We start from the raw sequence: 25811 nt of genomic DNA, 5'->3' as shown, positions 1-25811 counted from the left end.
AATGCGCGTTATTTTTTTGACGTTTACTGGATCCCGTAATATCATTGCGCGCTTATGTCGTCGCGACTTCCTGAATTCATTGATCCCCGGCGTCTTGCCAGCCAGGGAGCCGGTTATTCCGGTACGGTGGAGCTGGGTAAACTCGGCCGTTTACGCGAGGCGCTCATGGATGCCGCCGGTAGCGCCGAGTTCAGTCTGGAGTTTTATCAGGACAATAGGAAGCGGGCACGAATTAAAGGACAGGTACAGGCGAAATTGGTGCTGGAGTGCCAACGTTGTCTGGGGGCAATGACCTATCCGGTAAATGCGAAGCTTGACCTGGCGGTTATCCAGGTGCCTGAAGAGGCCGATCTCTTACCGGAATCCTGCGATCCGGTATGGGTCGAAGGGGATACATTGCGACTGTTGGATCTGGTGGAGGAAGAGTTGATACTCGCTATTCCCCAGGTGCCAAGACATGAACCTGATGCTTGCGAAATGGATAGCAGTTTTACGGTCTCTGGAGAGACGGCGGATCAGGAACAGAAAAATGATGCATCAGACAAACCGAATCCCTTTGCCGTACTGGCAGGATTCAAGTCTGATAAATAGTTAAACTTTATTGCTTATTGTAAATCAGGAGCTTGAACCATGGCGGTCCAGCAGAACAGAAAAACTCCTTCAAAACGTGGTATGCGTCGTTCACATGATGCGCTACGCGGTGAAACCCTTTCCATCGACCCGACCTCTGGTGAGACTCATCTGCGCCATCACGTCTCTCCTGATGGATTTTACCGCGGCCGTAAAGTCGTCAGCGGTAAGGGCGAATAAACCCTCATTCCGTGGGTAGTATGATCGTGGTTCCACACAACCGTCCTTTTGGGACGGTTGTGCTTTTTTGCGCCCGTAAAAGCAGTTTAAAATCCCGAGGAAATGCAGGTGAGTGATCGTATAACGATAGCCTTGGATGCGATGGGGGGCGATTTCGGCCCATCCGTGGTAGTGCCTGCAGCCATCGACTTCCTTAGAAGGGATCAAGATGTGGATCTGATCCTGGTTGGAAGAGAAGATGCGATTAAGGAGCATCTAAATGGCCAACAGCTAGATAGCCGTCTGCGTATTATGCCTGCCTCGGAAGAGGTGGCCATGGACGAGCTCCCCTCAAAAGCCTTGCGCGGAAAGAAAGACTCTTCCATGCGTGTCGCGATCAATTTGGTCAAAGAGGGTCAGGCAAACGCTTGTGTAAGCGCCGGTAATACCGGTGCGCTGATGGCGATTGCGCGTTTTGTCCTGAAAATGCTACCCAATGTCGACCGCCCGGCCATCATCACGGCACTGCCGTCCATGACCGGGCATACCTGGGTGCTGGATCTTGGAGCCAATGTCGAGAGCAGTTCAGATCATCTGTTCCAATTTGCCGTCATGGGCAGTGAGTTGGTCACCTCCGTCGACGAGGATATCCCCAATCCGCGTATTGGACTGCTGAACATCGGTCAGGAAGAGATCAAAGGCAATGACCAGGTAAAGCGGGCACATGAGCTGTTGAGCGATAGTTCGCTAAATTATATCGGATATATTGAAGGCGACGGTGTTTACACCGGTGAGGTCGATGTGGTCGTGACCGACGGGTTCGTCGGTAACATTGCGCTAAAAAGTGCTGAGGGTGTGGCTAAAATGATAGCCCATTACCTGAAAAGCGGTTTTAAACGTAATATCTTCACCAAACTAGCCGGATTACTGGCCATCCCGGTTATTAATGGTTTCCGAAAAAAGATCGATCCACGCCGTTATAATGGAGCCAGTCTTTTAGGTTTACGAGGGATTGTTATAAAGAGTCACGGCAGTGCAGATATATTGGCTTTTGAAAATGCTATTCAAATGGCAAAAAAAGCTGTCCACAACAACGTCCCTGAGCGCATCGCTCACGGTGTCGAAAGTCAACTGGATAAAAGGGCAAGCGAGTGACCTATTCCCGCATTATCGGAACAGGCAGTTATCTGCCAGAGAAGGTTCTTACTAACGAGGACCTGGCACAGATGGTCGATACTTCCGATCAGTGGATCAGGGAGCGTACCGGCATCCATAAGCGTCATATAGCCGTCGATGGTGAGACGACTTGTGATCTGGCTGAAAAAGCCGCAAGAAATGCTATCGAGGCATCCGGAAAAAGTGTTTCCGATATCGATCTGATTGTGGTCGCCACCACAACACCGGATCAAATCTTCCCCAGCACCGCCTGCCTGCTGCAGAGTCGTCTGGATATTCATGGTTGTGCCGCTTTTGATGTACAGGCTGTCTGTACCGGTTTTATCTATGCGCTGGCGGTAGCCGATAACTTCATCCGTGCCGGTAGTGCTACCTGCGCACTGGTAATCGGTGCTGAAACCTTTTCGCGCATCTTGAACTGGGAAGATCGCGGCACCTGTATTCTGTTTGGTGACGGTGCCGGCGCGGTGGTCATAGAAAAAAGTGACGAGCCGGGCATTCTGTCCACCCATCTGCATGCCGATGGCGATTACGCCAACCTACTACATGTCCCAGAAGGGGTCTCCAAAGGTTATGATGTGGTCCGCCAAAATGCGGCCTTTGTCGAGATGAAGGGCAATGAAGTGTTTAAGGTGGCAGTCAACACACTAGGACGTATCGTTGATGAAACACTGCATAAAAATAAGATGAAAAAGTCCGATGTCGACTGGTTGATTCCACATCAGGCCAATATTCGTATCATCCAGGCCACGGCACGTAAATTGCGCATGTCAATGGATCAGGTCGTCGTCACCGTTCATGAACACGGCAATACCTCGGCCGCATCCGTTCCGCTGGCATTGGATGTGGCGGTACGCGACGGAAGGGTAAAAAAGGGTGAGACGCTACTGATGGAAGCCTTTGGTGGTGGATTTACCTGGGGCTCAGTACTAGCTAGATTTTAACCGATAGAGATCGGTAACCAAACGGAGATAAAGATGCTTGAAAATGAAATTGCACTGGTAACCGGGGCAAGTCGAGGTATCGGCGAAGCCATTGCCGCGGGACTCGGAGAGAAAGGCGCCACGGTTATTGGAACTGCAACTTCTGAATCTGGCGCGGCCGCTATCACCGCGCGTTTTGCCGAAGCCGGCATCAAAGGGGAGGGGATGGTATTGAATGTCACCGATCCCGCTTCTATCGATAGCGTTCTAAAAAGTGTTGCAGAGCGCTTTGGTGCACCCAGTATCCTCATCAACAACGCCGGTATCACGCGCGACAATCTGCTGATGCGTATGAAGGATGATGAATGGGACAGCATCCTTGAGACGAATCTCACCTCTATATACAGATTGTCTAAAGCTTGCCTTCGCTCAATGATGAAAGCACGTAAAGGTCGTATCATCAGCATCGGCTCGGTAGTCGGTTCTACCGGTAATGCCGGACAAACCAACTATGCCGCCGCCAAAGCGGGGATGATCGGTTTTACCAAATCCTTGGCACGTGAAGTGGGCTCGAGAGGCATCACGGTCAACGCTGTTGCACCAGGATTTATCGATACGGATATGACAAGAGAACTGCCCGAAGAGCAGCATAAAAAACTGCTTTCCGAGATACCATTGGCTCGCTTAGGCGCACCCAAAGAGATCGCCAATGCCGTCGTTTTTCTTGCTTCATCTGCCGCAGATTACATCACCGGCGAGACTTTGCACGTGAATGGCGGCATGTATATGGGGTAATCCCTAATGGGCTTTCCTGCTTTCAAACTTTAAACCATGAATGTATCAGCTTGTTATTAAAGGTTTTTTTTTCGATATCAAAAAACAAAAAATTTAAGGCCAATTTGCTTTGAACTTTTGAGGTTTGATGAATACAATACCCGTCGGTCGTGTGACAAGCCGGCCATCTTTTTTTACCGGAGGAATTTAAGAACATGAGCTCTGTCGAAGAACGTGTTAGGAAGATAGTTGTTGAACAGCTAGGTGTATCTGAAGATGAGGTGACCCTGGAAGCCTCTTTTGTGGACGATCTGGGTGCAGACTCTCTTGACACTGTCGAGCTGGTCATGCAACTGGAAGAAGAGTTCGGTACTGAAATTCCAGATGAAGACGCTGAAAAAATCACCACTGTTAAACTGGCCGTTGAGTACATCAACGCACACAGCTGATTCGCTTTCACCCATTTAATACAAGGCCGCACAGCCGTCTATAGCGACTGGTTGCGGCTTTTTGCTTTCTTAGATCCCAATAGGGGGTAGGTCTCAGATGTCTGGAAGAAGGGTTGTTATAACTGGACTTGGAATGGTGGCTCCAGTTGGACACACAGTTAAGGAATCCTGGGAGAATATTCTCGCCGGAAAGAGCGGCATTCAGCCGATCACTCATTTCGATATTGAACCTTTCAGCGTCCATTTCGGCGGCCCGATCTACGGATTCGACGTAACTCAGTACGTGCCCAAAAAGGATGTGAGAAAAATGGATAAGTTCATCCATTACGGCATTGCCGCCGGCTCACAGGCTATCGAGGATTCTGGACTGGAAATCAATGAAGAGACCGCCCCACGCATCGGTGTCGCTATTGGCTCCGGTATTGGCGGAATAACCGGTATCGAGAACAGTTACCATTCCTACCTCGATGGCGGACCACGAAAGATTTCACCGTTTTTCGTGCCGGCCAACATCGTCAACATGGTGGCCGGCAATCTCTCCATTAAATATGGACTCCGTGGCCCCAACTACTCCATTGTTTCTGCCTGCAGCACCGGCACACACAACATTGGTGAGGCGACGCGTCTGATTCGCCACGGATACGTCGATGCTATGGTTGCCGGCGGTGCCGAGATGGCCACTTCACCGGTCGGACTGGGAGGGTTTGCCGCCGCACGTGCACTCTCAACCCGTAATGATGATCCCCAAGCCGCCAGCCGGCCTTGGGATCGGGACCGGGATGGGTTCGTACTCAGTGACGGTGCCGGTGTACTGGTACTTGAAGAGTTCGAAGCTGCCAAGGCCCGCGGTGCAAAAATCTATGCCGAGATCGTGGGTGTAGGGATGAACTCTGATGCCTACCACATGACCGCGCCGTCGCAAGGCGGAGAAGGTGCCAGCGAATGCATGTTGTTGGCACTGAAAGATGGCGGCGTCAACTTGGAAGAGGTGAATTACATTAACGCCCATGGTACCTCCACACCTGCCGGCGATCTGGCCGAAACGCTGGGCGTGAAGCGTGCTTTCGGCGATCACGCCTACAAACTGGCGGTCAGCTCTACCAAATCCATGACTGGACACATGCTGGGCGCGGCTGGCAGTGCAGAGGCGGTATTCACCGCATTGGCCATTCGTGACCAAGTCGCGCCGCCTACCATCAACCTGGAAAATCAGGACCCGGATTGCGATCTGGACTATGTGCCCAACACCGCCAGAGAGATGAAGATCGATGTTGCCCTCTCCAACTCCTTTGGCTTTGGTGGGACTAACGGAACATTGGTTTTCCGGCGCATGGCAGACTGATTTTACACAGAGTCCAGTCCTATCCATTTGTGCAATAAAAAACGCCTACTTCTAGGCGTTTTTTTATTGCAGGGCTTTCAATTCAGGGCGGTTCCAACTATCTTTCTTCTCGGTATTCCTGTTAATCACCCGAAATAACGAGGCACTCATTTGTTAATTAACGGTAAAGCCGATACCCAGATTGCTGCCACGGACCGAGGTTTACAGTTTGGCGACGGATTATTTGAAACCATCGCCATCAAAGACGGACAACCCTGCCTCTGGAGACGGCATCTGGACCGATTACTGAGTGGGTGTTCCCGACTGGCGATAACACCGCCCGATGCCGATCAGTTGTATGACGAGGTATTCAAGGAGATCGGCGAAGAAAAACAGGGCGTAATAAAGATCATCGTAACCCGCGGTCCTGGAAAGCGAGGTTATCGCCCTCAATCAAATACCACACCGACCCGTATCGTTAACTGGAATCGAAGCCCGGCGTTTCCCGATCAGGTTTATCAACGCGGTATCATTGCACGACTCTGTTCAACCCGCCTCGGCTGGAACCCCGCGCTAGCCGGCCTGAAGCACCTCAATCGTCTTGAGCAGGTACTGGCCAGATCAGAATGGCATGACCCATCCATACAGGAAGGCTTGATGATGGACGCGGCCGATCGTGTCATCGAAGGCACCAGTTCAAATCTGTTTGTCATACAGAATGATAAACTCCACACACCGGATCTCAGTCGGTGCGGAGTAGCGGGTGTCATGCAGGGGTTGATCATTGAAGTGGCGGAGGAACTGGACATTCCAATAGTTGTTAGCGATATATCGCTGCATGATCTGTGGACGGCCGATAGCTTGTTTGTTTCAAACTCACTGATCGGGATCTGGCCAATCCGTGAGCTCTCCGGACAGGAATTCTCTCTCGATGCTATTCCGGATAAACTGATGGATACCATTTTGGATCGCGGTTTCCGAAATGAGTAAAACGGCACCCTATCATATGAAGTCCGTTGTAATCCGGTAATCTGCGTCTGATGTTTTTTAGAATAATAGGCATACTCGTTCTATGTGGCAGCTTTGCCGTCGCCTGGATGATGATGTCACTCAACAGCTTCGGTACCCGTCCGTTAACACTTCCCGAAGAAGGCGTTACGTACGAACTGGCACCCGGCAGTTCACTCTCTGCTGTCGCCAAAGACCTGGCGTCGAAAGGGTTCCTGGATAGTGCTTTCTATTTTCAACTTATGGCCAGACTGGATGGTGAAGCGGCTAATATCAAGGCTGGTGAATACCATCTGAAACCTGGATTAACACCCCGGTCGCTCTTATCACTGCTGGTTTCCGGCCAAGTGATGAACCACTCCCTTACAATTGTGGAAGGTTGGGATTTTAAACAGGTATTGGCGGCCGTATCGGCCCATGATGCCCTGAAGAAAACCCTTGTAGGTCTCTCTGATGCCGAAATTATGAACAAATTAGGGGTTCCGGAGATGCATCCTGAGGGGCGTTTTTTACCGGATACCTACCATTTTCCAAGAGGCACTACCGATCTGGACTTCCTTAAGCGTGCCTATCGCTCCATGGAACAGCTATTGGCACGGGAGTGGCCAGAACGGGATCCGGACCTGCCCTTTAAAACCGCCTACGATGCCTTGATCCTTGCTTCCATTGTCGAAAAAGAGACCGGCAAAGCGGAAGAGCGCCCACAGATCGCCGGCGTTTTTATTCGCCGTCTGAAAAAGGGGATGTTGCTGCAGACCGATCCAACAGTGATCTACGGCATGGGCGAGTCGTTCAAAGGCAACATCCGGCGTAGTGATCTGCGCCAGGATACCCCTTACAATACCTACGTCCACCGGGGGTTGACGCCGACCCCCATTAGCATGCCCGGGGCAGATGCGCTGCATGCCGTTTTGCACCCCGCCAAAGGAAAGAGTCTTTACTTTGTAGCCAAGGGAAACGGTTACCACCACTTTTCTGATACGCTGGCTGAACATAACCAGGCCGTAAGAAAATTCCAGCTTAAGCGATAATCGACTATGACCGTCAAGAAAGGAAAATTTATTACCGTTGAAGGTGGCGAGGGGGCTGGCAAAAGCTCCAACCTGGCCTTTATCCGTGATCTACTCGAACAATCCGGTATTGAGGTGGTGTTCACGCGGGAACCGGGTGGAACGGCTCTCGGCGAAGATATCAGAGACCTCCTGTTAGGCCATAAACACACCGGTATGGCTCGAGACACAGAGCTGCTGTTGATGTTTGCGGCCAGGGCGGAACATCTGGCACGCATCATTTTGCCGGCCTTGAATGCTGGAAAATGGGTGCTGTGCGACCGTTTTACCGATGCCTCCTACGCCTACCAGGGAGGTGGTCGGGGCATTGATATGTCACGGATCGGGGCACTGGAAACCTGGGTACAGCAAGGCCTGAAACCCGATCTGACGCTGCTGCTGGATCTACCGATTGAAACCGGCCTGGATCGGGCCGGACAGCGTTCGGAACCTGACCGTTTTGAGGTGGAGCAACGCGCTTTTTTTGAACGGGTACGCGCCACCTATTTGGATATCGCTCAGGCCGAAACCCAACGCGTCCACATCGTCGATGCAGCCGTGCCGTTGACACAGGTACAACAACAGATAGAGCAAGTGATCGGCCAGTTCATCCAGGAAAATTCCAATGCATGAAGCGCTGACAGAGTACCTGGCCGATGAGACCGTGTTGCCCTGGCAAACGGCCAATTGGCAGCGCCTCAGCGAGGCTCACCGTTCCGGACGCTTACCCCATGCCCTGTTGCTGACGGGTGGGGAAGGGCTGGGCAAATCCTGGTTTGCCCATCGCCTGGCGGCCACGCTGCTCTGCAGCCAGCCCCAGGCCGATGGTAAACCCTGCGGCAGTTGTCAGAACTGTCGTCTGTTACAGGCGGAAACTCACCCGGATTTCACGCTGATTAGACCGGAAGAGCCGGGCAAGGCGATCAAGATTGATACCATTAGGGAGTTTACCCAGAAGGGTAGCCTTACCAGTCGTTCAGGTGGATTCAAGGTCATTATTATCGAACCGGCGGATGCGTTGAATACAGCGGCCGCCAACAGCCTGCTGAAAACCCTCGAAGAGCCGGTTGAACGTACCGTGATGATACTGGTGACCGCCCGCTCAGGTGCGCTACCGGCAACCATTCGTAGCCGCTGTCAGCGCTACCACTTTACCCCGCCCGATGAAAGTGATGCAGCGGGCTGGTTGCAGCAAAAGATAAAGGGTGGAGAGGATATCCGGTTATTGCTTTCATTGGCCTCTGGCGCCCCCTTGCTGGCGCTCAAATTGGCACAAGATGGCACACTGGCAGAACGCGCTAAAATGATCGAAGAGCTATCGTCGATTTTAAAGGGCTCTCTGGATCCACTAATCATTGCCCAACGCTGGACCGGATTGGAGCAAAAAGGTGTCATCAAGTGGTTCAGCGGCTGGGTAATCGACCTGATCAGGGTTAAGATAGCCTCTGAATCCGCCCAGATAATCAATGTTGATCAAAGGGAGCGCTTGCAAGCGCTGGCGCGAAAGGTAAACTCTAGAAAACTGTATACACTGATGGACCGGCTGTTTGAGGCAAACCGGACACTGGGTGCCCAGTTGAATACACAGATGCAACTTGAAAGCCTGCTGCTGGATTGGGCAGCTATTGGAGCCGAGTAAATTTGGTATGTCTGTAACGAATGCACCAGCTGCCCGCCAAGGCATTCTCTCTTTGACCATCAAAGACAAGAATGCCCTGTATGCTGCCTATATGCAGTACGTGAAAAACGGCGGTCTTTTTATTCCTACCAATAAAAAATATAACCTGGGCGATGAAGTATTTATGCTGCTGACCCTGATGGAAGAGACGGAGCGTATACCGGTAGCCGGGAAAATTATCTGGATTACCCCCGTTGGAGCTGAGGGCAACCGGGCCGCCGGTATTGGCGTACAATTCAGCGACCAGGATGGCGGCATGGCCAGAAACAAGATTGAAGGTTATCTCGCCGGTGCGCTGAAGTCCGACCGCCCCACACACACGATGTAGAGGGTTGTCATTACCACCGCACAACCGCTGTAAACAATATAGAGACTGGCATGCTTGTAGACTCCCACTGCCATCTGGACCGACTGGATCTGGCACCGTTCGAGAATAGTTTCGAGAAACTGCTTACCGCCACCCGCGAAGCCGGTGTCGGGCACATGCTCTGTGTCTCCATCGACCTGGAGAGCTATCCGGCTATGTTGGCACTGGTGGAAGGAGAGCCGGATATTTCTATCTCTGTTGGGGTGCATCCCAATGACCGGGACCGACAAGAACCCACACCTGAGCAGTTGGCGGCGCTTGCACAACATGAAAAGAATGTGGCCATCGGTGAGACAGGGCTCGATTATTTTCGCAGCGATGGCGATCTCGATTGGCAGCGGGAGCGGTTTCGCCGCCATATCGCTGCCGCCAAGCTATGTCATAAGCCGCTGATCATCCATACCCGGGCAGCCAAGGCCGACACCATTCGCATCATGCAGGAGGAGGGGGCGGAGAGCGTCGGCGGGGTGATGCACTGCTTTACCGAGGACTGGGAGATGGCGAAACAGGCGCTGGATCTGGGTTTCTACATCTCATTCTCGGGGATTATTACCTTTAACAGCGCCGCCGATCTGCGTGAAGTGGCAAAAAAAATGCCCCAGGATAGGCTCCTGATTGAGACCGATGCTCCCTATCTTGCCCCCATACCGCATCGAGGAAAGCCCAATATCCCCGCCTATGTGGAACAGGTAGCGGAGAAAATTGCCGCGCTTCGTAATATCACTCGGTCAGAGATTGAAGTCATCACAAAAGATAACTTCTTTAGATTGTTTTTGCCTAAAAAATCAGCAAATTAGTCTATATACATAATCCATTACTTGAGAGCTTTGGGTCTGGAGTCTTCATCCAGCCCCACATAGGTAATGGAGGCCACGGCAACCCGGCCCACTGTGTGGGGATTCCGGTCACGTTCCGCATAGACTTCGACTTTAACGCGAATTGACGTATTGCCTTTGCGTTCCACCTCGGCGTAACAACTCACCAAATCCCCCACGTGTACCGGCTTTTCAAACTGAAAGTCATGTACTGCAACTGTGACAACCCGGGTATCAGCCACCTGCATCGCAATAATACTGCCGGCAATATCTACCTGGGACATCAACCAGCCGCCAAAAATATGCCCGGATGGATTGGTGTCTGCCGGCATGGCGAGGACTCTGACCGTTAACTGACGCTCGCCGGGATTTCGCTCTTCAATGGGATATTGACTCATGTTTACCTGGACCCAATAACTTGAAAACAGATGTATTATGTTTGCTAATTATGTTTTATTTATAAAGTCTTATGTTGACAATTTAATGTGTATTATTGACTACTTCGTTCACAATGCGTAGCGCTTCAATCAACTTATCCTCGCCAACATAGAAGTGGGGAGAGAAGCGAATGCCACCGCCCCGTGGAGCGCAGATGACATGGCGCCGCATCAACTCCCGATAAATCATCTCCTGATCGGCAGCGGGCGCCCTAAAGGTGACGATGCCGGAGCGCCTATCCTCTGCCGCAGAGCTGATCAACTCCAACTGGTCATCTTCAGAGATCAGGCGCATCAAGCTGTCGGTATTGCGCAAGATAGCCGTCGAAATCGATTCCAGCCCGATTTCACGTATCAATGAAAGACTGCTGTTCAGGGCATGAATACCTAACATGTTGGGACTGCCGGCTTCGAAGCGACGTCCGCTTTTGAGCGGAACCACCTGTAGCGAATCAAAATCGCTGTTTTCCAGCATGTGCCAACCAAACTGGTGGAGCTTCAGGTTTTCCCGGATCGCTTTATTGGTATAGAGCAGGGCGACGCCTTCCGGGCCAAGCATCCATTTGTGACCGTCAGCGACAACAAAATCCGCCCCGATCTCGCCGACGTCAAAAGCAAAAGCACCGAGACTCTGAATAGCATCGACACAAAATAAAATATTCCGCGCCCGGCAAAATCGGCCAATACCCGGTAGATCCATCCTGAGTCCGGACGCGTATTGTACGGAGCTGACACTGATTAACCGCGTATTTTTGTCACAGGCGGCAAACAGGGCCTCTTCGGGGATCTGGTCGGCGGCCGGTTCAACAATCCGAGGCTCTACGCCATAGCGCGCCAGGCTTTGCCAGACAACCCGATTGGAGGGGAACTCTTCCCTCAAAAAGACCACATTTTGACCCGGCTGCCACTCCAGGCCGTGCGCAATAGCGGACAGGGCTTCCGATGTGCTTTTTTGTAGCGAAATATCCTCTGAAGAGGGTGCATTGATCAGCCAAGCCAGGTTGTCGCGTATCTGCTCTTCGATCTCCATCCAGCGGAGATAGTGGCTGGCACCATGCAGACCGTTCTCCTGGGCAAAATCCATGACGGCTTCCACGGTTCGTTTGGGCCAGGGTGCCACGGCGGCATGGTTCAGGTAGATAAGATTGCTATCCAATGAAAACTCGTTTCTATACATGGTTTCTCGCTTTATCTCGTCTACAAGTCATCAGCGTCTAAATGAAAAGTAAGGTACTACCGCACCATGGATAAGAAGAGAGACTACGTGAATCATCCCGGTATCTGCAACAACATCAGCGATAAATTGGCGACTCAAAGCGCAAGGCAGGTGATGTAATATGCCTATCGCCTTAGAAGCCTCCCTTTATTCTTATAATCCGCTAAAGATTTAGCCAGTTCTTCCGCCGCCCGTTGATTAGACTCGCCACCTAAATCAATGGCATTCTATACTGGTCCCAAATACCAATAACAAATGAGGCGTTTCATGACACGGAAATATCAAAAGACTTCTTCTTATGATTTTCTTATCTGTCGAAATCAACACGACAATTACTATCGCCTTTACCAGGTTGATCCGGATGCGGAAGCGCTGTTTAGCCCGGTTCAATTGGGCACCGATGTATCCTTCGACCGCTCGTACCGCATGGCTCAGGTAGGCGGGTACCTCTTACAGTGGAGCCCGCTTTGCGAGCAGGCTGGAAAGCCCGGCTATCGCTTCAATCTCCTGGAGTTCAACCCGAATCTGTCAGACCCCTTAAATGGCCAAGTTCTTCAGAGCGGCTACTGGGATAAGAAGAAGTTCTGGGGATACCGGGATTATTACAGTGCCAATCCGGATGAGGATCAGTATCTTGATCTTGTTCCCATGACCAGTTTCATCTTAAGTATGATTCCCGCGAAGGGCCGCGGCACGTTTGAGCTCTGGAATTTTGACCCCCAGCCCAACTCACCCGGTAAGGCCGATCCCATTCCTTATCCCTATACCGGGCAGGGCGGCTTCCCATTGATCAAGAAAGGGCACACACTGATTCCCATCGGCAACTATGTCCTGGACCGGCTGCCGGATAGGAAACATTTCCGCTTGTGGAGCTTTGACCCCCAACAGCAAACGCCTCTTTCTCTTCCCGCAGTCCAGGAAGGTCGCTGGGAACATATTGATGAACACCATGAGCTCACCGCCATCGGTGACCATCTTCTGGACTGGAATCCAGAGGAGGGTACCTACCGACTGTGGGCATTCGACCCTGAGCACGCCGATGTGCTTGTAGGCCCTGTCCGGGAGGGCAAACTGCCGTCCGATATCGGTCCGGATACGATGTTGACCGGTTATCAACCCCGAATCCCCGTTCAAGCGAAATGGGCTGAAACGCCAGGCACCATCGACTTCATGCGTTCGAAGATCAAGCACGTGGTTTACTACATGCTCGAAAGCCGCTCGTTCGACAACGTCTGCGGTTGGCTATACGAAAAGGGTGATCAGGGCTGTCACTACATCGGCTCCCAAGAGCCTTTTGATGGGGCGAGCACGGATGATTTCAATTTTGATGGAAAACAGAAGGTTCATGTCAGCCAGTTCAGGGAGGGTAAGCTGAGCGAGGAGTGGGATCTAATGGCCCTCACTCAGGACCCCTTCCACGATACCACCGACAACCTGCAACAAATGTTTGCCGAATCACCCGGCTATTGGGGCCGCGCCAAGCCGGACATGGGCGGATTCATCCTCAACAACGCCAACCCGCAGGTGATGGAGACCTTTAGCCCGGAACAGCTACCCATTTTGAACGGCTTGGCGCGCCATTTCGGTGTTTCTGACAAATGGTTTTGCTCTATTCCCGGTGGCACCGATGTCAATCGTGCCTTTTCTGTGACCGGCTCCGCCTTCAACAGACTCGGCACTTGGGAAGGGGGAAATGTGTACAAGTACTGGCCTTACTCGCCCCATCGTCAATCCATCTGGAAGGCGCTCTGGAGCCAAGGCATTACGGATTGGAAAATCTACAACGCGGTGCTTTGGGAAGATTGCATCTTCACCTACCAACTCTACTTAAAAGGACAAATTCCCACAGTCGATAAAAACCCAACCCAATTTCTGGCCGGCCTAGACCAATTCAAGCAGGACGCCCAGAACGGCAACCTGCCGGCATTCAGCTTTCTGGAACCGGTGTGGATCGCCCCCTCCGGGGCCACCTCCTATCACCCGGGTGCCGATCTGGTGCCCGGTGAAAAGGCACTGAATGAAATCTACGAGGCGGTCAAGAGCGGCCCCGGTTGGGAACAAACGCTGCTGGTCATCACTTTCGATAAAAACAACGGCATCTACGACCACGTCGCGCCACCCTATGCCAAGAAGCCTTGGCCCAACGACCTGGACAATGGATTTGCCTATGACCTGATGGGCCCCCGAGTACCGACCATCATGGTATCTCCCTGGATCAAGGAACAGTCCGTGTTTCGGGCAGATGGTGAAGTGCCTTTCGATTCAACCTCCTTTGCCGCCACGCTGCTGCACTGGTTTGGTGTGCCCAAATCTCTTTGGGGACTCGGAGATCGTATGGATGTTGCGCCTTCCTTCGAACCGGTATTCCAGGCAACCGAGCCCAGAAAGGATGCGCCAACCTTAACGCCGCCGTATGACAAATCGTTTCCGAGAGGGGGCAACAATACTTAGTAAATGGGGTAGGGCGATATCACAATGATGTCGTCCTTCCTCAATGTAATTGTCGTTTAAGACGGGTCAACTTGACTTAAGGAAGCCCTGATTAAAGCCATCCCTGGCTTTATCAGCGCTCGAAAACAAAAAATACGATTTATTGTTTTCTTCATTGTCAATGGCTTACAGCCACCGAAAATGGCAGCACATCCCTGTACTGCCGGAACCGCTGAATTAATCAGAGGTTCCTTAATTGATGCAGTTTTTCTTCGGCGTCTTTTAAGGCTTCCCACAAACGGGGCTCTTGAAAGCATAGGCTTGCACCGCCACGCTTCTCCTGCGAGACCATTCGGTTGAGATCAGCGACACACACCCAGGGCAAAGAACTGGTACTGTTTTTCAGGGCGACCGCCCATTTGGCATGGTCCTTGGTGTAGGGCCATTCATAGGTCAAAGAGGATCCAACCTTAAAGCCCAGCGATAGCGTGTCTTCATCGAACTCCTTGGACCGGTCGTCTTGCAAGGGCGTCACGGTGCCGCGTCTCCACGTCTCAACAACCAGATCGCACTTCAACTCGGGCGACACCAAATCCAACCAAAAATCCTCACCCCATTTCCGGCTCTTGGCGATGAGTGCAAACGCTTTTCCTCCCTTGGATTTAAACCGAAGTGTCGACGGCTGTTTCAATTCATTCACCCCGGTTCCATGGAATAGAAGCGATAGCGGTTCGTCATCCGGCAGGGAAGAGGGAATACGTGAACTCTCTATCAGGATTTGCGGATTTTGTTGGCTCAACATCTGTTGGGCAATTTGATTGGCCGTTTGATAGCCTGGCAGCGAGATACAGATAAAGGTCTGACCGTAGATCGCCTCATCATCAGGAAGTGTAAACTCCTTGTTTGCCGGAAATCGCGGGGTTGAATGAAGCAGAAAGAGGGCTGAATCACTTGCTTTGTCGAAGGCCAAAATCCCTTTACAGTGACCTTTTTCCGATTTGTTCTGTTCCTTGTCCACATGTTCGTCGTTATAGACGAGATAACCTGCACTGTCCGGCGCATTAAAGATCCCCGTTAATGTATGGTTCAGCGCTTGATTATCCTGATCCAATCCGATTGGCGAAAGCGCCAATACGCCAGAATCCGGATCGAAATAGAAGAAGTCAAACCCCTTGTTACTTTTGGCTCCGGTATGCTCGGGGGTTTTATAAATAAACCACCAATCCACCGGATCTCCCTGTTGATTTTTGGTTTCCATCATTAGGTAGAAATCTCCATATCATCTCGAATAGTGTGCAAACAGTATTAGATTATGGAATTTTGAAGATGGAAGCGCCATCAATACATGACTCAAGGTATTTATTTCGCGTATCATCCCTCTATTGTTATGGTTTCGGTCTCGTCAGCCGCCGAAAGCCTCTTGAACTGGAAGCTGACTGGTACGAATTTCGACTAGACGGTGGTTGATATAGGGATGTTTCGCTATTTTGGCTTTGGCTCCAACATGAATATAACCTCGCTACGAGCCAAGGGCGTGGAACCGTTGGCAGCGCGATGTGCGGTCTTGGAGGGTTGGCGCCTGCGCTTCAATGTGCAGCATTTCTTCCGCCACGAGGGGGGAGTCGGCAACATCGAGCGTTCCAAAGAGCCCGGCGACCGGGTACTCGGTGTGCTCTATGACTGCCCGGACGAAGCCCTGGCCCCCCTGGACGCCGTGGAAGCTTATGGCCACGGCTATGACCGCATCTCCATCGAGGTGGAAGCAGACGGTAAACGGGTTCCCGCACTCACCTACGTCGGTATGCCCGAGTTCATCGATGACAGTTGCCTACCGAGTCGCCGCTATCTTAATATTGTGATCGATGGCGCCCGCGCAGCCGGTCTCGATCCCGATTACGTACAAGATCTCATGGCGCATCCGGTCCACCGGGCCAGTGACTATCCACCGTTCATGCCGCCACCTGGCGACTATCCTGTATTTGACGCTGACTCACTGGCTGGACACCCATTGTATACGGCCCTTTTAGGTGCCGTATTTGACATGTCGCAGGCGCGGCCCCTGCACGAATATCTGAAGGGGTTCTTCGGTGGGCGCGACATGACACTGTTTCATCTCAAGCGACTGGACAGCAGCGACGGCAAGGAATCCATGGATGACATCCGGCACGGATGCCTCAATGAGGCCCAACGGCACTACCTCAATGGCTATCTAAACGAATATGCTAAAGAGTATCGCTACATAGGCCGATTCAATTACAACAAAAACGAGGATTGAGGAGTACAGCAATGGATCAGTTTCCCCCGGCACTATCCCATGGAACCATCGATGAGGTCTTTCCCGACGTTTTTTTTGTCAGCGGCGCCATGGAAACCGTTCTTCAGGGAATGGATTGGAAATTCAGCCGCAACATGACCGTGGTAAAGGACGGCGAGCGCCTGATCATCATCAATAGCGTAAGACTGGGTGATGAGGGGTTAGCCGAACTCGACCAGCTCGGCCGGATCACCGACGTTATCCGACTCGGTTCCCTGCACGGGCGCGATGATCCCTTCTATGTGGATCGCTACGATGCCGAGTACTGGGCAATGCCCGGGATGGAACACGAGACCGGCCTGAAGGCCACACGCACCCTTACACCGGACACATTACCGATTTCGGACGCCTCTCTGTTCGAATTCCACACCACCCAGATCCCCGAGGGTATCCTGCGTCTCGACCGCGCTGGCGGCATTCTCATCGCCTGCGACGCCCTGCAGAACTGGCTCACCCCAGATGAGTTTTTCTCAGATTCTTCACGAGAGCTGATGCAGAACATGGGTTTCTTCACGCCGGCCAACCTCGGGCCGGTCTGGGTTCAGGCCGCTTCACCGGCGGGGGACGACTTCGCCCGCCTTAAGGAGCTGTCGTTCAAACACGCCTTATGCGGTCACGGCGAACCGCTGCGCGATACCGCCCGCGAAGACTATCTGGCTACGTTCAACCGTCTATTCGGCGTTTAAAGCGTCGGGCACTGGGTGAGGGACGTGGAGAACGCAGTTTTACAACTGCCTGGCTATGAAGTCGGCTCGGTCCTGTACCGGTCCGGCGTACGCGTGGTTTATCGTGCCCGTCGCCTATCCGATGGCGCCACAGTGGCGGTAGCGGTGGCGATAGAAACCCTGGACACCGAATATCCCGATCGGCACCAGGTAGCCATCATCCGTCGCGACGGGAGCATCGCTCAACGCCTGGCTGACATCGAGGGTGTGCGTAAGGTGTACGCGGTGCTGCCTCACGGTAGCGGAAACCTGGCTCTGGTCTGCGAACTGTTCGAGAGTTCGCTCAGAACCCATCTGACCCAATCGGGCGAAGCCGGCCTGCCCCTGGCCGAGTTGCTCGATATCGCCTTGCACCTGACCCGTACCCTGGGTGGTATACATGCCCACGATATCGTGCACAAGGCGTTGACGCCGGAAGACGTGTTGTTTGACCCTGCCAACGGGGCCATCGCCCTGGCTGGGTTCGGTATCGCCTCCGAACTGGATCAAGAGCGACAGGCCGTGCAGATGTCGCGGCGCCTTGAGGGGCCACTGCCTTACATTTCGCCGGAGCAGACGGGACGCATGAATCGGGACCTGGACTACCGGTCCGACTATTACTCCCTTGGTGTACTCCTGTTCGAACTGCTGACCGGCAAACTGCCGTTCCAGGCCGACACCCTGCTGGAATGGGTCCACAGCCATATCAGCCGCTTGCCGCCGGCACCACACGAGATTTCACCCAGGGTGCCTGAGGCACTATCGACCATCGTCCTCAAGCTACTGGCCAAAAGTCCCGAAGCACGATATCAGAGCGCCGAGGGGCTGATGCACGACTTGGCGTATTGCGCCGATCAGCTTGCCGCAGGTCGAGAGATCGAACCCTTTGAGCTGGGCAAAAAAGATGTGGTGCAAAAATTCCTGGTACCACAAGGCCTGTACGGTCGCGAACGTGAACTCCAGAAGCTACTTGGGTTATTCGAGTCGGTGGTGGCCGGGCACACCGAATTTTGCCTGGTACACGGCTACTCCGGTGTGGGCAAATCGGCTCTCGTCAACGAAATAGACCGTCCCCTGGTGCGCGAACGAGGCTTTCTGGTCCAGGGCAAGTTTGACCAGTTCCAATACGGCGAAGCCTACACCGCCTTCGCCGCAACCTTCCGCGGTCTGGTACAGCAAGTCCTGGCGGAACCGGAAGAGCGCTTGTCAGAATGGCGTCAACGGTTGCTGGATGCGCTGGCGCCGAACGCGCGCTTGGTAGTGGAACTGGTACCGGAACTGGAGCTGATCATCGGTCTCCAACCGAAAGTGGTCGAACTGCCGCCGGCGGAAGCACGTAACCGCCTACACATCGTCCTGACGACATTTCTCGGCGTGTTCGCGGGGGAGGGACACCCGGTGGTGCTGTTCCTCGACGATCTGCAGTGGAGCGATACGCCATCCCTGGAACTGTTGCGTAGCCTGGTCACCTCCCGGGAACTGAGCCACCTGCTGCTGATCGGCGCCTATCGCAGTAACGAAGTGGGGGCAGGGCACCCCTTGCGCTTGCTGCTCGACGATCTGCAAGAGCGAAAGAACATCCGTCAGCTCCCCCTAGGTCCGCTGGACCGGGACTCGGTCGCGCACATGGTGGCCGACGCCTTGTGCCGCGAACCGAACGAGATACGCCCCCTCAGCGACATGCTCTACGACAAGGCTCAGGGCAATCCCTTCTTCACCAATGAACTGATGCGGCAACTTCACAAGGAGGGTGCCATCGCCCTGGATCCGGTCAGTGGGGAATGGAGCTGGGACCTGGATGCAGCCCGCTGGTCCAGCGTGAGCAGCGATGTCGTCGAGTTCATGGTGGATAACCTGCGTCGGCTGCAGCCGACGATTCAGCGGATCCTGCAGTTGGCGGCTTGTATTGGTGGCACTTTCGATCTGCATACGCTTTCCGCGATCTACGAACACCCCGTCGACGAGACGGCCGCAGCGCTGCTGCCGGCACTCAAGCAACATACCGTACTACCCCTGCATAGTGACTACCGTCTGGTGGGAGAGGGTATCGAACCGTTGGAATTCAATCCGACCTACCGATTCCAGCACGATCGCGTACAGCAGGCCGCCTATGCCTTGATTGACGTTCAGCGACTGCGCGAAGTACATCTCTCGGTGGGACGCCTGATGCTGCAACACGCTGGCGACACGGTACCGGATGAGCGCCTTATCGATATCGTCGGCCATCTCAACGAGGGCCGCACGCTGATTGAATCCGCCGACGAGCGGCTGCACCTTGCCGAATTGAATCTGCGTGCCGGCGTACGCGCCAGACACTCTTCGGCCTACGAGACAGCGCTGAAATATCTGCAAGTGGCGGCTGAGCTGTTGCCCGCCGATCCCTGGCGGGAGACACCCCTGTTGATGCCGGCACTGGCAGCGGAAACCCAGCAGTGTGCCTATCTCACCGGACGTGTTCAGGAGGCGGAAAACTGGATCGAAGTGATGCTGGAGCACGCCCACTCTGATCTGGAACGTAGCGACATCTTGGCCACCCGCACCCGGCAGTACGCCACCCTTGGACGTATGGAAGAGTCGATCCTCTCGGCCATTCAGGGGCTGGCGCTGCTGGGCATGGAACTCACCGACCAGCCAGGCGATGCGGAGATTGCCGAAGAGCGACGATTGGTCGAGGAGAATCTTGGCGAGCGTCGCATCTCCGACTTGGTAGCGGCACCGTTGGTTCAGGACACAGCCACCTTGACCGCGATGCGCCTACTGATGGAGATCTTTCCGGCCGCTTTCCTCTCCGGTAGCGGCAAGCTGTTTCCCTACCTGGTACTGAAGGCGGTCAACCTCTCTCTGCGCCACGGCAATTGCCCTGAATCCGCCTTTGCCTATGCGGCCTATGGCATGCTGCTGTGCGGTGAACTCGATGAGCCGGCGGTAGGCTATCAGTATGGGAAGGTCGGATTGGCGATCAACGAGCGACACGATGACCTCACCCTGCGGGCGCGGGTGATCTACGTGTACGCCATGTTCGTGCACCACTGGAGCAACCACTGGTCGAGCCTGACACCCTGGTTCCGCAAAGGCATCGAAGCGGGCTACCAGTCGGGCGATCTGCTCTACCTCGCCTACAGTGCGCAGGATTGCGTAATCTGGGATCCGACGCTGGACCTGGAAACGGCCCACCGGCTGCATGCCGAAAACCTGGAGATCGTGCGCGAATGCGCCTATCAGGACTCACTGGACTCGGGCACCTTGTTTCTGCAGTTACAGCGTAACCTGCTCGGACTTACCCATGCTCCGTGCACCCTGAACGATGACGATTTCGACGAAGAGCAGTGCCTGGCGGGCATGCGCCAGCGCCAGTTCATGACCGGCATCGCCAACTACCATATCTACAGTACCGAAATCTGTTTTCTCTATGGCGAGTACGATCGCGCCCTCGAGCATGTGCGCGCGCAGGATGCACTGATCAAGTCGGCCATGTCATTACCGCAACTGGTACGCTTCTACATCGTTGCATTTCTCACCTTGGCCACGCACTATCCGGATTTTGAGGCAGAAGAGCAGGCCGCAACACGCAAACGATTAGAGCATGATCTGGCGCGCATGACGGGCTGGGCCGACAACTGTGAGGAAAATTTTCGCCACCTCCAGTACTTGATGGAAGCTGAGCTACTGCGGCTTGATGGCTGCAACGTGGCGGCGCTGGATCGCTATGACGCCGCCATTGATGCGGCACGGGAGAGCGGTTTTCTGCGGGACGAGGCCACGGCCTTCGAGCGAGCGGCGCGGCATCTGCTGGCGATTGGCAGACGAAGATCTGCAGAAGGCTACCTACGAGGTGCCCACCGCGTCTACGACCGCTGGGGTGCCCAGCGCAAAGTGAACATGCTTGAGCAGGAGTTCCCGGTGCTGCACGAGCTGACCGCCGGTGCACAGGTATCCTCCAACCGGGATGAAGCCGGCGATCTTGATCTGGCCTCGGTAATGAAAGCCTCCCGGGAGATTTCCGGCGAAATCGTCCTGGACCGGCTACTCAAAACCACGATGAGCATCCTGTTGGAGAACGCCGGCGGTCAATGGGGCTGTCTGGTGGTTCGGCGTGAGGGCAATGTAGCGGTTGAGGCAGCCAAACTTCCGACAGAGGGCTTACCGACGGTCGGTATGCCAGATCACTCGCTGGTACCGACCCCCGACGGTGGAATACTACCGCTACCGGTGACACTGATCAGTCAGGTACTTTACAGCGGCGAAGCGGTGGTACTTCACGATGCGGCCCATGAAGGGCAGTTCGTGCAGGACCCCTACATACTCAAATTCCAACCTACGTCAGTGTTTTGCGTGCCCATCCGGCGGGAGCGCTTTGAAGGTGCCCTGTACATGGAGAACAACCTGACCAGCGGCGTTTTTACCGGGGAACGGATGGAAGTCATTCGTCTCCTGGCTGCTCAGGCATCTGTTGCTATCGAGAACGCACGACTTTACGAGCAGGTGCAGGAGTATTCCCGAACTCTTGCAGATAAGGTAGCCGAACGTACCGCCCGTCTGGAACAGCTCAACCAGGAGTTGCAAGGACTTGCCGACCGTGACGGCTTGACCGGCGTTGCTAACCGACGTCGGGGCGATACCTATCTGGCAGAAGTTTGGACGCGCTTGCGAAGGGAAAGGGAGCCGCTTTCCGTCATCATGCTCGACGTGGACCACTTCAAAGCCTTTAACGACAACTACGGCCACCAGGCCGGCGATGATTGTCTGATGACCATAGCCGAAACCGTGCGGGCACAATTGCTACGTCCGGCCGACCTGATTGCCCGCTATGGCGGGGAGGAATTCATTCTCATCCTGCCCAATACCGACCACAACGGAGTGGTTCAAGTGGGCGAGAAGATCCGCCGTGCCGTGGAGAAGCTGGCGATTACACACGCGCACTCCTCGGCCGACGCCGTGGTTACCGTCAGCGCGGGTGCGGCTACCATGGTGCCCACCGGGGAGAAGGGCGCCGAGCACTTGCTTCGCGAAGCAGACATCGCCCTTTACAAGGCGAAGCAGATGGGGCGCAACCAGGTGCAGGCGGCACCGGCACCAACGATTGCAACAGCACAATAAATACGCGGTTCTCGGTTACTTAATAGCAAGGACTGAGACGACTTTACCCACTCAGGAGGAGTAGATGAGCACATCGACTTGGAACACCCAACCGGCTACCGGTGAATGGAATGCGGCAACCAACTGGACTCCTTCCGAGGCGCCCACAAACACGGCCACTTTTGCCACCTCATCCCAAACGACGATCACCTTTTCAGCCACGGGCGAAGCCACGGTGGGGAATATCGAGTTCACGGATAATGCATCCGCCTTCACCTTTACTTTTGGTCCATCCGCCACACCACCTTTAACAATCACAGGTCAGGGAATCAGCAACCGATCCAGGGCCCAGCAAAGTTTCATCGTTGCCGCCACCAGTAGCGGCTACAAGGATCCTCAACTCAAGTTCATCAACTCCGCATCAGCCGGTGGAGACGACATGTTTTACTGTGCCGGACCGGAGACGGAACAAGGCTACGGTGGCGGCGTCATCTGTTTTTGCGACAACTCAACGGCGGGATCGGCCACATTCAAAGTGTGGACCGGCGCGGGCACCCCTCCAAAACACAGTACCGTCGGCGGCGAAGTCAGTTTCTGCGACTCGTCATCTGCCAGTACGGCGCATTTCAAGATCTATGGCACCCTCGGAACCGACGGCGACACATTTGGCAATGTCGTATTCCACGATACGGCGACTGCGGCCAACGCCACCTTTATCAATGTAGGTGGCACAGTCTCCGGTGGCGATGGTGGCAACACCCAGTTCTACGGTAATTCAAGCGCCGCCTACGGTATTTATAACAATTACGGCGGAACCTACAGCAAAGCGAACGGCGGAGATGTCGCTTTCGACGCCACTGCGGATGGCGGTCATGGACACTATTACAATCACGCCGCCAAGGCCGCCGGTGCCTACGGCGGCGTCACCAGCTTCAATAACAATCCGCCCCATATGACTAACCAGGGAGCCTCGGCCGGCCACGGCACCTACTTCAACTATGGTGCGCGGGAAGGCGAGCAGGGCGGGGGCGGCCACCTCGAATTTAGCGCAAAATACGGCTCTCCAACCGGGGCAAACGCCACCATCGCCAACTACGGCAGCACGATTGCCAGCAAATCGAGCGCGGGGCATACCGTCTTCTCAATCAATCTTCCAACCGACTACTATCCGACCGCCGGCAATGCCACTATTTGGAACCACCCTGGCGTATCTGAAGGGACTGCCGCCGGCTTCACGGAATTCTCGGTATACGGCACGGGCGCAGGCAGCCATGTGCCCACCGCGGGAGACGGCACCTTTTTTAACCTGGGTGGCTACACACCGAAAGCGACCGGCGGCTATACCGTATTCTCGGGCACTTCAAGCGCAGGCAATGCGACGTTGATCGCTTATGGTGGAACCCACGGTGGTTACGGAGGACGAATCGTGTTCTACGGTGAATCTTCCGGCGGGACAGCGAAGGTTGAACTGTTCGGTAACGGCGCGCTGGATATCGGCGACCACTTAAAGGGCTTGACCATTGGCGCACTCGAATTAACCGGGGGTATCATCGTTACCCAGCTTGGCACCGAGACAACCGGCCTTACCGTGTCCGGGGAGCTGACCCTCAAATCTTCCCAAGCGAACTTTTCCTTTTGGAAGAAAGATGATGGAGGGTTTTCACTCAATACACCCTATACCATTCTCACCAACGCCAACCTGTCCATGTTCACCGCGGAGCAGTTTAGCGGAAACAGTATAGAGGGCGTTGAACCGACTTTTTCCATCGTAGGAAACGATCTTCAAGTTAGCTTTTTGCAGGCGTAACCGTTTATCGTAAAGGTTGCGCTGCGCCACGTGAAATCCGGGATACTTTGACGTGCATTTTCCCGTAGATTTCACGCAGTGGAAGCTTAATGATCGTTAAACAAGTGACGTGTAATCTGGCATGGCAGCGGATAGGTTGCCATGCCAGGTCTTAGTAAGAGCCATTCCCAGTTTGTGCCACCCTTAATTGCGCATAATGTATATTATGTTAAATAATATATTCGCCAGTATTACTCTCATAACATAACACCCACCTACATGATTCGAAGTTGGCACCTATTTGCGTTAATGCGACGCTCTAGGTTGTCCTGCGCATCTTTCATTGACCAACATACGAAATCAATATGGGCACCAATACTCTTGCCTTCCTTGGCATAGCAATCACCGTATTGAGTTAGAAAAAATAGTTGCGTCCCCTTTTTCACGGTTGCGTCCCCTTTTTCACGCTCTTCAGTCAATAAGTATCATTTCTACAGCTTTGCATTTATTATCGAACAGATAGAGTTTTACCTTTTTCCCACTCATTTTTGCAGCTAGCAAATTTGAATGCATTGCGTTTAATCCTGGATGATCTGGATAAATCGATGCATAGGTTTCTCCATACCCACTTTGTGACGTGCAGCCGCTAAGCCCTGGTGACAATTGAACATTGATTCCACCCGTCGCGACCACGACTAAATTTTTTACATTAGATTCTAATGTCCAACCTGGACCGTCAGCAAAAGAACTGGCCATTGATGCAATCAGTGTAAGTACAGTAATTGCTTTTATAGTATTTTTCATGTAACTCTCCAGACTAAAATGTAAACTCTAAAAAGGGAAAGGGGAACTTCAATGCGTCCACTTTTCTCCTAGATCAACAAAAGCTTTTGTTAAACTGCGGGAAGCACAATCAGCCACCAGGTGAATAGATTCCCGTAACAATTTCTTTATTCCCGGTGCATCCAGATGTTGCAACTGTTGCAACGCCGCCATGGAATCCTTCTTCGCACGCTTTAAGGTGGAAGCGCTCTACGCTGAGGACGTCACCACCAAGCAGGAAGCCTATACGTGTGTCTTTGATTACATCGAATGCTTTTACAATAGCCACCGTCGGCACAGTGCGCTGGGTTACAAAAGCCCTAATACCTATGAGCAGGAATACCTGCAGAGGTGTGCTTAAACCGGTGTCTACTTTTGGTGGGGAAGATCACCTGTTTAATACAAGTGCAAGGGCACATTTTTATTATCACTAGGCTTGGCAATAGTATGTGAATATGATTGGTCATCAAGCACACGCATAAAGCTTTATACCCAGATCAATATTGTTTTATAAAGATAGCTGCGTCCCTTTATCTTTTCTGCATCCTTTATTTGACAGCGCTAATACCATGAACAAATATAGCTGTGGGTTTAATTACAGTTCCAGCATATTGTAATGACCCACATATTCCAGTGACTACTCTAACAGGTTTTCTACTGGAAAATGCCGCTAGTGC

The 25811-nt window shown here is 53.4% G+C and carries 24 protein-coding genes; 19 read left to right on the top strand and 5 right to left on the bottom strand.

From position 1 onward, the window contains the following. The first annotated feature begins 54 nt into the window (after nucleotides 1-54). The 13 genes from ACQY5R_RS03480 (at nucleotide 55) to ACQY5R_RS03420 (ending at nucleotide 10331) form a co-directional block, all read left to right on the top strand. Entirely contained in the window at nucleotides 55-591 is a 537-nt protein-coding gene (locus ACQY5R_RS03480; RefSeq protein WP_428604552.1) for a YceD family protein, read from the top strand. 39 nt (nucleotides 592-630) lie between these two features. Then, nucleotides 631-810: a 50S ribosomal protein L32 gene (rpmF, locus tag ACQY5R_RS03475; RefSeq protein WP_260293861.1), complete on the top strand. Its 180-nt coding sequence runs from the start codon at nucleotides 631-633 to the stop codon at nucleotides 808-810. A gap of 108 nt (nucleotides 811-918) precedes the next feature. Continuing rightward, entirely contained in the window at nucleotides 919-1944 is a 1026-nt protein-coding gene (gene plsX, locus ACQY5R_RS03470) for a phosphate acyltransferase PlsX (protein WP_428604549.1), read from the top strand. Then, nucleotides 1941-2909, top strand: a complete 969-nt coding sequence (locus ACQY5R_RS03465) for a beta-ketoacyl-ACP synthase III (protein WP_428604546.1) — start codon at nucleotides 1941-1943, stop codon at nucleotides 2907-2909. Before plsX ends, ACQY5R_RS03465 begins: the two co-directional genes overlap by 4 nt. Before the next feature lie 33 nt (nucleotides 2910-2942). Beyond that, complete coding sequence (gene fabG, locus ACQY5R_RS03460) at nucleotides 2943-3683, top strand: 3-oxoacyl-ACP reductase FabG (RefSeq protein ID WP_428604543.1); 741 nt, start codon at nucleotides 2943-2945, stop codon at nucleotides 3681-3683. Nucleotides 3684-3877: 194 nt separating this feature from the next. Continuing rightward, a complete protein-coding gene (acpP, locus tag ACQY5R_RS03455) occupies nucleotides 3878-4111 on the top strand; it encodes an acyl carrier protein (protein WP_029134634.1) in 234 nt (77 codons plus the stop codon). Between the two features lie 97 nt (nucleotides 4112-4208). Then, nucleotides 4209-5453, top strand: coding sequence for a beta-ketoacyl-ACP synthase II (gene fabF, locus ACQY5R_RS03450; protein WP_428604539.1), 1245 nt, complete (start codon nucleotides 4209-4211; stop codon nucleotides 5451-5453). A 150-nt stretch (nucleotides 5454-5603) separates the two neighbouring features. Further along, nucleotides 5604-6422 carry an aminodeoxychorismate lyase gene (gene pabC, locus ACQY5R_RS03445; RefSeq protein ID WP_428604536.1) on the top strand — a complete coding sequence of 273 codons (819 nt, stop codon included), beginning with the start codon at nucleotides 5604-5606 and terminating at the stop codon, nucleotides 6420-6422. A 50-nt stretch (nucleotides 6423-6472) separates the two neighbouring features. Continuing rightward, the gene (gene mltG / locus ACQY5R_RS03440; RefSeq protein WP_428604534.1) at nucleotides 6473-7471 is read left to right on the top strand and encodes an endolytic transglycosylase MltG; all 999 of its coding nucleotides are present in this window, start codon (nucleotides 6473-6475) and stop codon (nucleotides 7469-7471) included. Between the two features lie 6 nt (nucleotides 7472-7477). Next, nucleotides 7478-8122: a dTMP kinase gene (tmk, locus tag ACQY5R_RS03435; RefSeq protein WP_428604531.1), complete on the top strand. Its 645-nt coding sequence runs from the start codon at nucleotides 7478-7480 to the stop codon at nucleotides 8120-8122. Further along, entirely contained in the window at nucleotides 8115-9128 is a 1014-nt protein-coding gene (locus tag ACQY5R_RS03430; RefSeq protein ID WP_428604529.1) for a DNA polymerase III subunit delta', read from the top strand. The genes tmk and ACQY5R_RS03430 overlap by 8 nt, the downstream gene beginning before the upstream one ends. 7 nt (nucleotides 9129-9135) lie before the next feature. Further along, entirely contained in the window at nucleotides 9136-9495 is a 360-nt protein-coding gene (locus tag ACQY5R_RS03425) for a PilZ domain-containing protein (RefSeq protein ID WP_428604526.1), read from the top strand. Nucleotides 9496-9545: 50 nt separating this feature from the next. Further along, a complete protein-coding gene (locus ACQY5R_RS03420) occupies nucleotides 9546-10331 on the top strand; it encodes a TatD family hydrolase (RefSeq protein WP_428604524.1) in 786 nt (261 codons plus the stop codon). 17 nt (nucleotides 10332-10348) lie between these two features. On the opposite strand, the gene ACQY5R_RS03415 is transcribed toward ACQY5R_RS03420, so the two are convergent. Next, nucleotides 10349-10747, bottom strand: coding sequence for an acyl-CoA thioesterase (locus ACQY5R_RS03415; protein WP_428604522.1), 399 nt, complete (start codon nucleotides 10745-10747; stop codon nucleotides 10349-10351). Nucleotides 10748-10829: 82 nt separating this feature from the next. After that, a complete protein-coding gene (locus tag ACQY5R_RS03410; protein ID WP_428604520.1) occupies nucleotides 10830-11942 on the bottom strand; it encodes an aminotransferase class V-fold PLP-dependent enzyme in 1113 nt (370 codons plus the stop codon). 327 nt (nucleotides 11943-12269) lie between these two features. Between ACQY5R_RS03410 and ACQY5R_RS03405 the strand changes: the two genes are divergently transcribed. Next, nucleotides 12270-14453, top strand: a complete 2184-nt coding sequence (locus tag ACQY5R_RS03405) for an alkaline phosphatase family protein (RefSeq protein WP_428604518.1) — start codon at nucleotides 12270-12272, stop codon at nucleotides 14451-14453. 220 nt (nucleotides 14454-14673) lie between these two features. Here ACQY5R_RS03405 and ACQY5R_RS03400 read toward each other — a convergent pair whose 3' ends face one another. Further along, entirely contained in the window at nucleotides 14674-15693 is a 1020-nt protein-coding gene (locus ACQY5R_RS03400) for a deoxyribonuclease II family protein (RefSeq protein WP_428604516.1), read from the bottom strand. A gap of 213 nt (nucleotides 15694-15906) precedes the next feature. Between ACQY5R_RS03400 and ACQY5R_RS03395 the strand changes: the two genes are divergently transcribed. The 4 genes from ACQY5R_RS03395 to ACQY5R_RS03380 all read left to right on the top strand — a co-directional run bounded on the left by ACQY5R_RS03395 (nucleotide 15907) and on the right by ACQY5R_RS03380 (nucleotide 24333). Then, nucleotides 15907-16707, top strand: coding sequence for a gamma-glutamylcyclotransferase family protein (locus ACQY5R_RS03395; protein ID WP_428604513.1), 801 nt, complete (start codon nucleotides 15907-15909; stop codon nucleotides 16705-16707). An 11-nt stretch (nucleotides 16708-16718) separates the two neighbouring features. Continuing rightward, nucleotides 16719-17432, top strand: a complete 714-nt coding sequence (locus tag ACQY5R_RS03390; protein ID WP_428604511.1) for a hypothetical protein — start codon at nucleotides 16719-16721, stop codon at nucleotides 17430-17432. A gap of 24 nt (nucleotides 17433-17456) precedes the next feature. Continuing rightward, complete coding sequence (locus tag ACQY5R_RS03385) at nucleotides 17457-22547, top strand: diguanylate cyclase (RefSeq protein ID WP_428604509.1); 5091 nt, start codon at nucleotides 17457-17459, stop codon at nucleotides 22545-22547. A gap of 64 nt (nucleotides 22548-22611) precedes the next feature. Then, nucleotides 22612-24333, top strand: a complete 1722-nt coding sequence (locus tag ACQY5R_RS03380) for a hypothetical protein (protein ID WP_428604507.1) — start codon at nucleotides 22612-22614, stop codon at nucleotides 24331-24333. Between the two features lie 450 nt (nucleotides 24334-24783). On the opposite strand, the gene ACQY5R_RS03375 is transcribed toward ACQY5R_RS03380, so the two are convergent. Together ACQY5R_RS03375 and ACQY5R_RS03370 are read right to left on the bottom strand one after the other, a co-directional pair. Continuing rightward, nucleotides 24784-25116 carry a hypothetical protein gene (locus tag ACQY5R_RS03375; protein WP_428604504.1) on the bottom strand — a complete coding sequence of 111 codons (333 nt, stop codon included), beginning with the start codon at nucleotides 25114-25116 and terminating at the stop codon, nucleotides 24784-24786. A gap of 48 nt (nucleotides 25117-25164) precedes the next feature. After that, a complete protein-coding gene (locus ACQY5R_RS03370; RefSeq protein WP_428604501.1) occupies nucleotides 25165-25308 on the bottom strand; it encodes a hypothetical protein in 144 nt (47 codons plus the stop codon). On the opposite strand from ACQY5R_RS03370, the gene ACQY5R_RS03365 reads away from it, so the two are divergent. Beyond that, the gene (locus ACQY5R_RS03365; protein WP_428604498.1) at nucleotides 25307-25495 is read left to right on the top strand and encodes an IS3 family transposase; all 189 of its coding nucleotides are present in this window, start codon (nucleotides 25307-25309) and stop codon (nucleotides 25493-25495) included. The genes ACQY5R_RS03370 and ACQY5R_RS03365 overlap by 2 nt on opposite strands. The last annotated feature ends 316 nt before the right edge of the window (nucleotides 25496-25811 follow it).

It is taken from the genome of Sedimenticola sp., assembly GCF_050289425.1.
Lineage (GTDB): Bacteria > Pseudomonadota > Gammaproteobacteria > Chromatiales > Chromatiaceae > Sedimenticola.
This window is presented reverse-complemented; position numbering and strand designations above follow the sequence as displayed.

What these genes read in the sequence shown, in the direction of transcription:
- ACQY5R_RS03480 (WP_428604552.1), top strand. Translation starts at nt 55, where the DNA reads ATGTCGTCGCGACTTCCTGAATTCATTGATCCCCGGCGTCTTGCCAGC.
- rpmF (WP_260293861.1), top strand. Translation starts at nt 631, where the DNA reads ATGGCGGTCCAGCAGAACAGAAAAACTCCTTCAAAACGTGGTATGCGT.
- fabG (WP_428604543.1), top strand. Translation starts at nt 2,943, where the DNA reads ATGCTTGAAAATGAAATTGCACTGGTAACCGGGGCAAGTCGAGGTATC.
- acpP (WP_029134634.1), top strand. Translation starts at nt 3,878, where the DNA reads ATGAGCTCTGTCGAAGAACGTGTTAGGAAGATAGTTGTTGAACAGCTA.
- fabF (WP_428604539.1), top strand. Translation starts at nt 4,209, where the DNA reads ATGTCTGGAAGAAGGGTTGTTATAACTGGACTTGGAATGGTGGCTCCA.
- mltG (WP_428604534.1), top strand. Translation starts at nt 6,473, where the DNA reads ATGTTTTTTAGAATAATAGGCATACTCGTTCTATGTGGCAGCTTTGCC.
- tmk (WP_428604531.1), top strand. Translation starts at nt 7,478, where the DNA reads ATGACCGTCAAGAAAGGAAAATTTATTACCGTTGAAGGTGGCGAGGGG.
- ACQY5R_RS03430 (WP_428604529.1), top strand. Translation starts at nt 8,115, where the DNA reads ATGCATGAAGCGCTGACAGAGTACCTGGCCGATGAGACCGTGTTGCCC.
- ACQY5R_RS03425 (WP_428604526.1), top strand. Translation starts at nt 9,136, where the DNA reads ATGTCTGTAACGAATGCACCAGCTGCCCGCCAAGGCATTCTCTCTTTG.
- ACQY5R_RS03420 (WP_428604524.1), top strand. Translation starts at nt 9,546, where the DNA reads ATGCTTGTAGACTCCCACTGCCATCTGGACCGACTGGATCTGGCACCG.
- ACQY5R_RS03415 (WP_428604522.1), bottom strand. Translation starts at nt 10,747, where the DNA reads ATGAGTCAATATCCCATTGAAGAGCGAAATCCCGGCGAGCGTCAGTTA.
- ACQY5R_RS03405 (WP_428604518.1), top strand. Translation starts at nt 12,270, where the DNA reads ATGACACGGAAATATCAAAAGACTTCTTCTTATGATTTTCTTATCTGT.
- ACQY5R_RS03400 (WP_428604516.1), bottom strand. Translation starts at nt 15,693, where the DNA reads ATGATGGAAACCAAAAATCAACAGGGAGATCCGGTGGATTGGTGGTTT.
- ACQY5R_RS03395 (WP_428604513.1), top strand. Translation starts at nt 15,907, where the DNA reads ATGTTTCGCTATTTTGGCTTTGGCTCCAACATGAATATAACCTCGCTA.
- ACQY5R_RS03390 (WP_428604511.1), top strand. Translation starts at nt 16,719, where the DNA reads ATGGATCAGTTTCCCCCGGCACTATCCCATGGAACCATCGATGAGGTC.
- ACQY5R_RS03380 (WP_428604507.1), top strand. Translation starts at nt 22,612, where the DNA reads ATGAGCACATCGACTTGGAACACCCAACCGGCTACCGGTGAATGGAAT.
- ACQY5R_RS03375 (WP_428604504.1), bottom strand. Translation starts at nt 25,116, where the DNA reads ATGAAAAATACTATAAAAGCAATTACTGTACTTACACTGATTGCATCA.
- ACQY5R_RS03365 (WP_428604498.1), top strand. Translation starts at nt 25,307, where the DNA reads ATGGAATCCTTCTTCGCACGCTTTAAGGTGGAAGCGCTCTACGCTGAG.
- ACQY5R_RS03370 (WP_428604501.1), bottom strand. Translation starts at nt 25,308, where the DNA reads ATGGCGGCGTTGCAACAGTTGCAACATCTGGATGCACCGGGAATAAAG.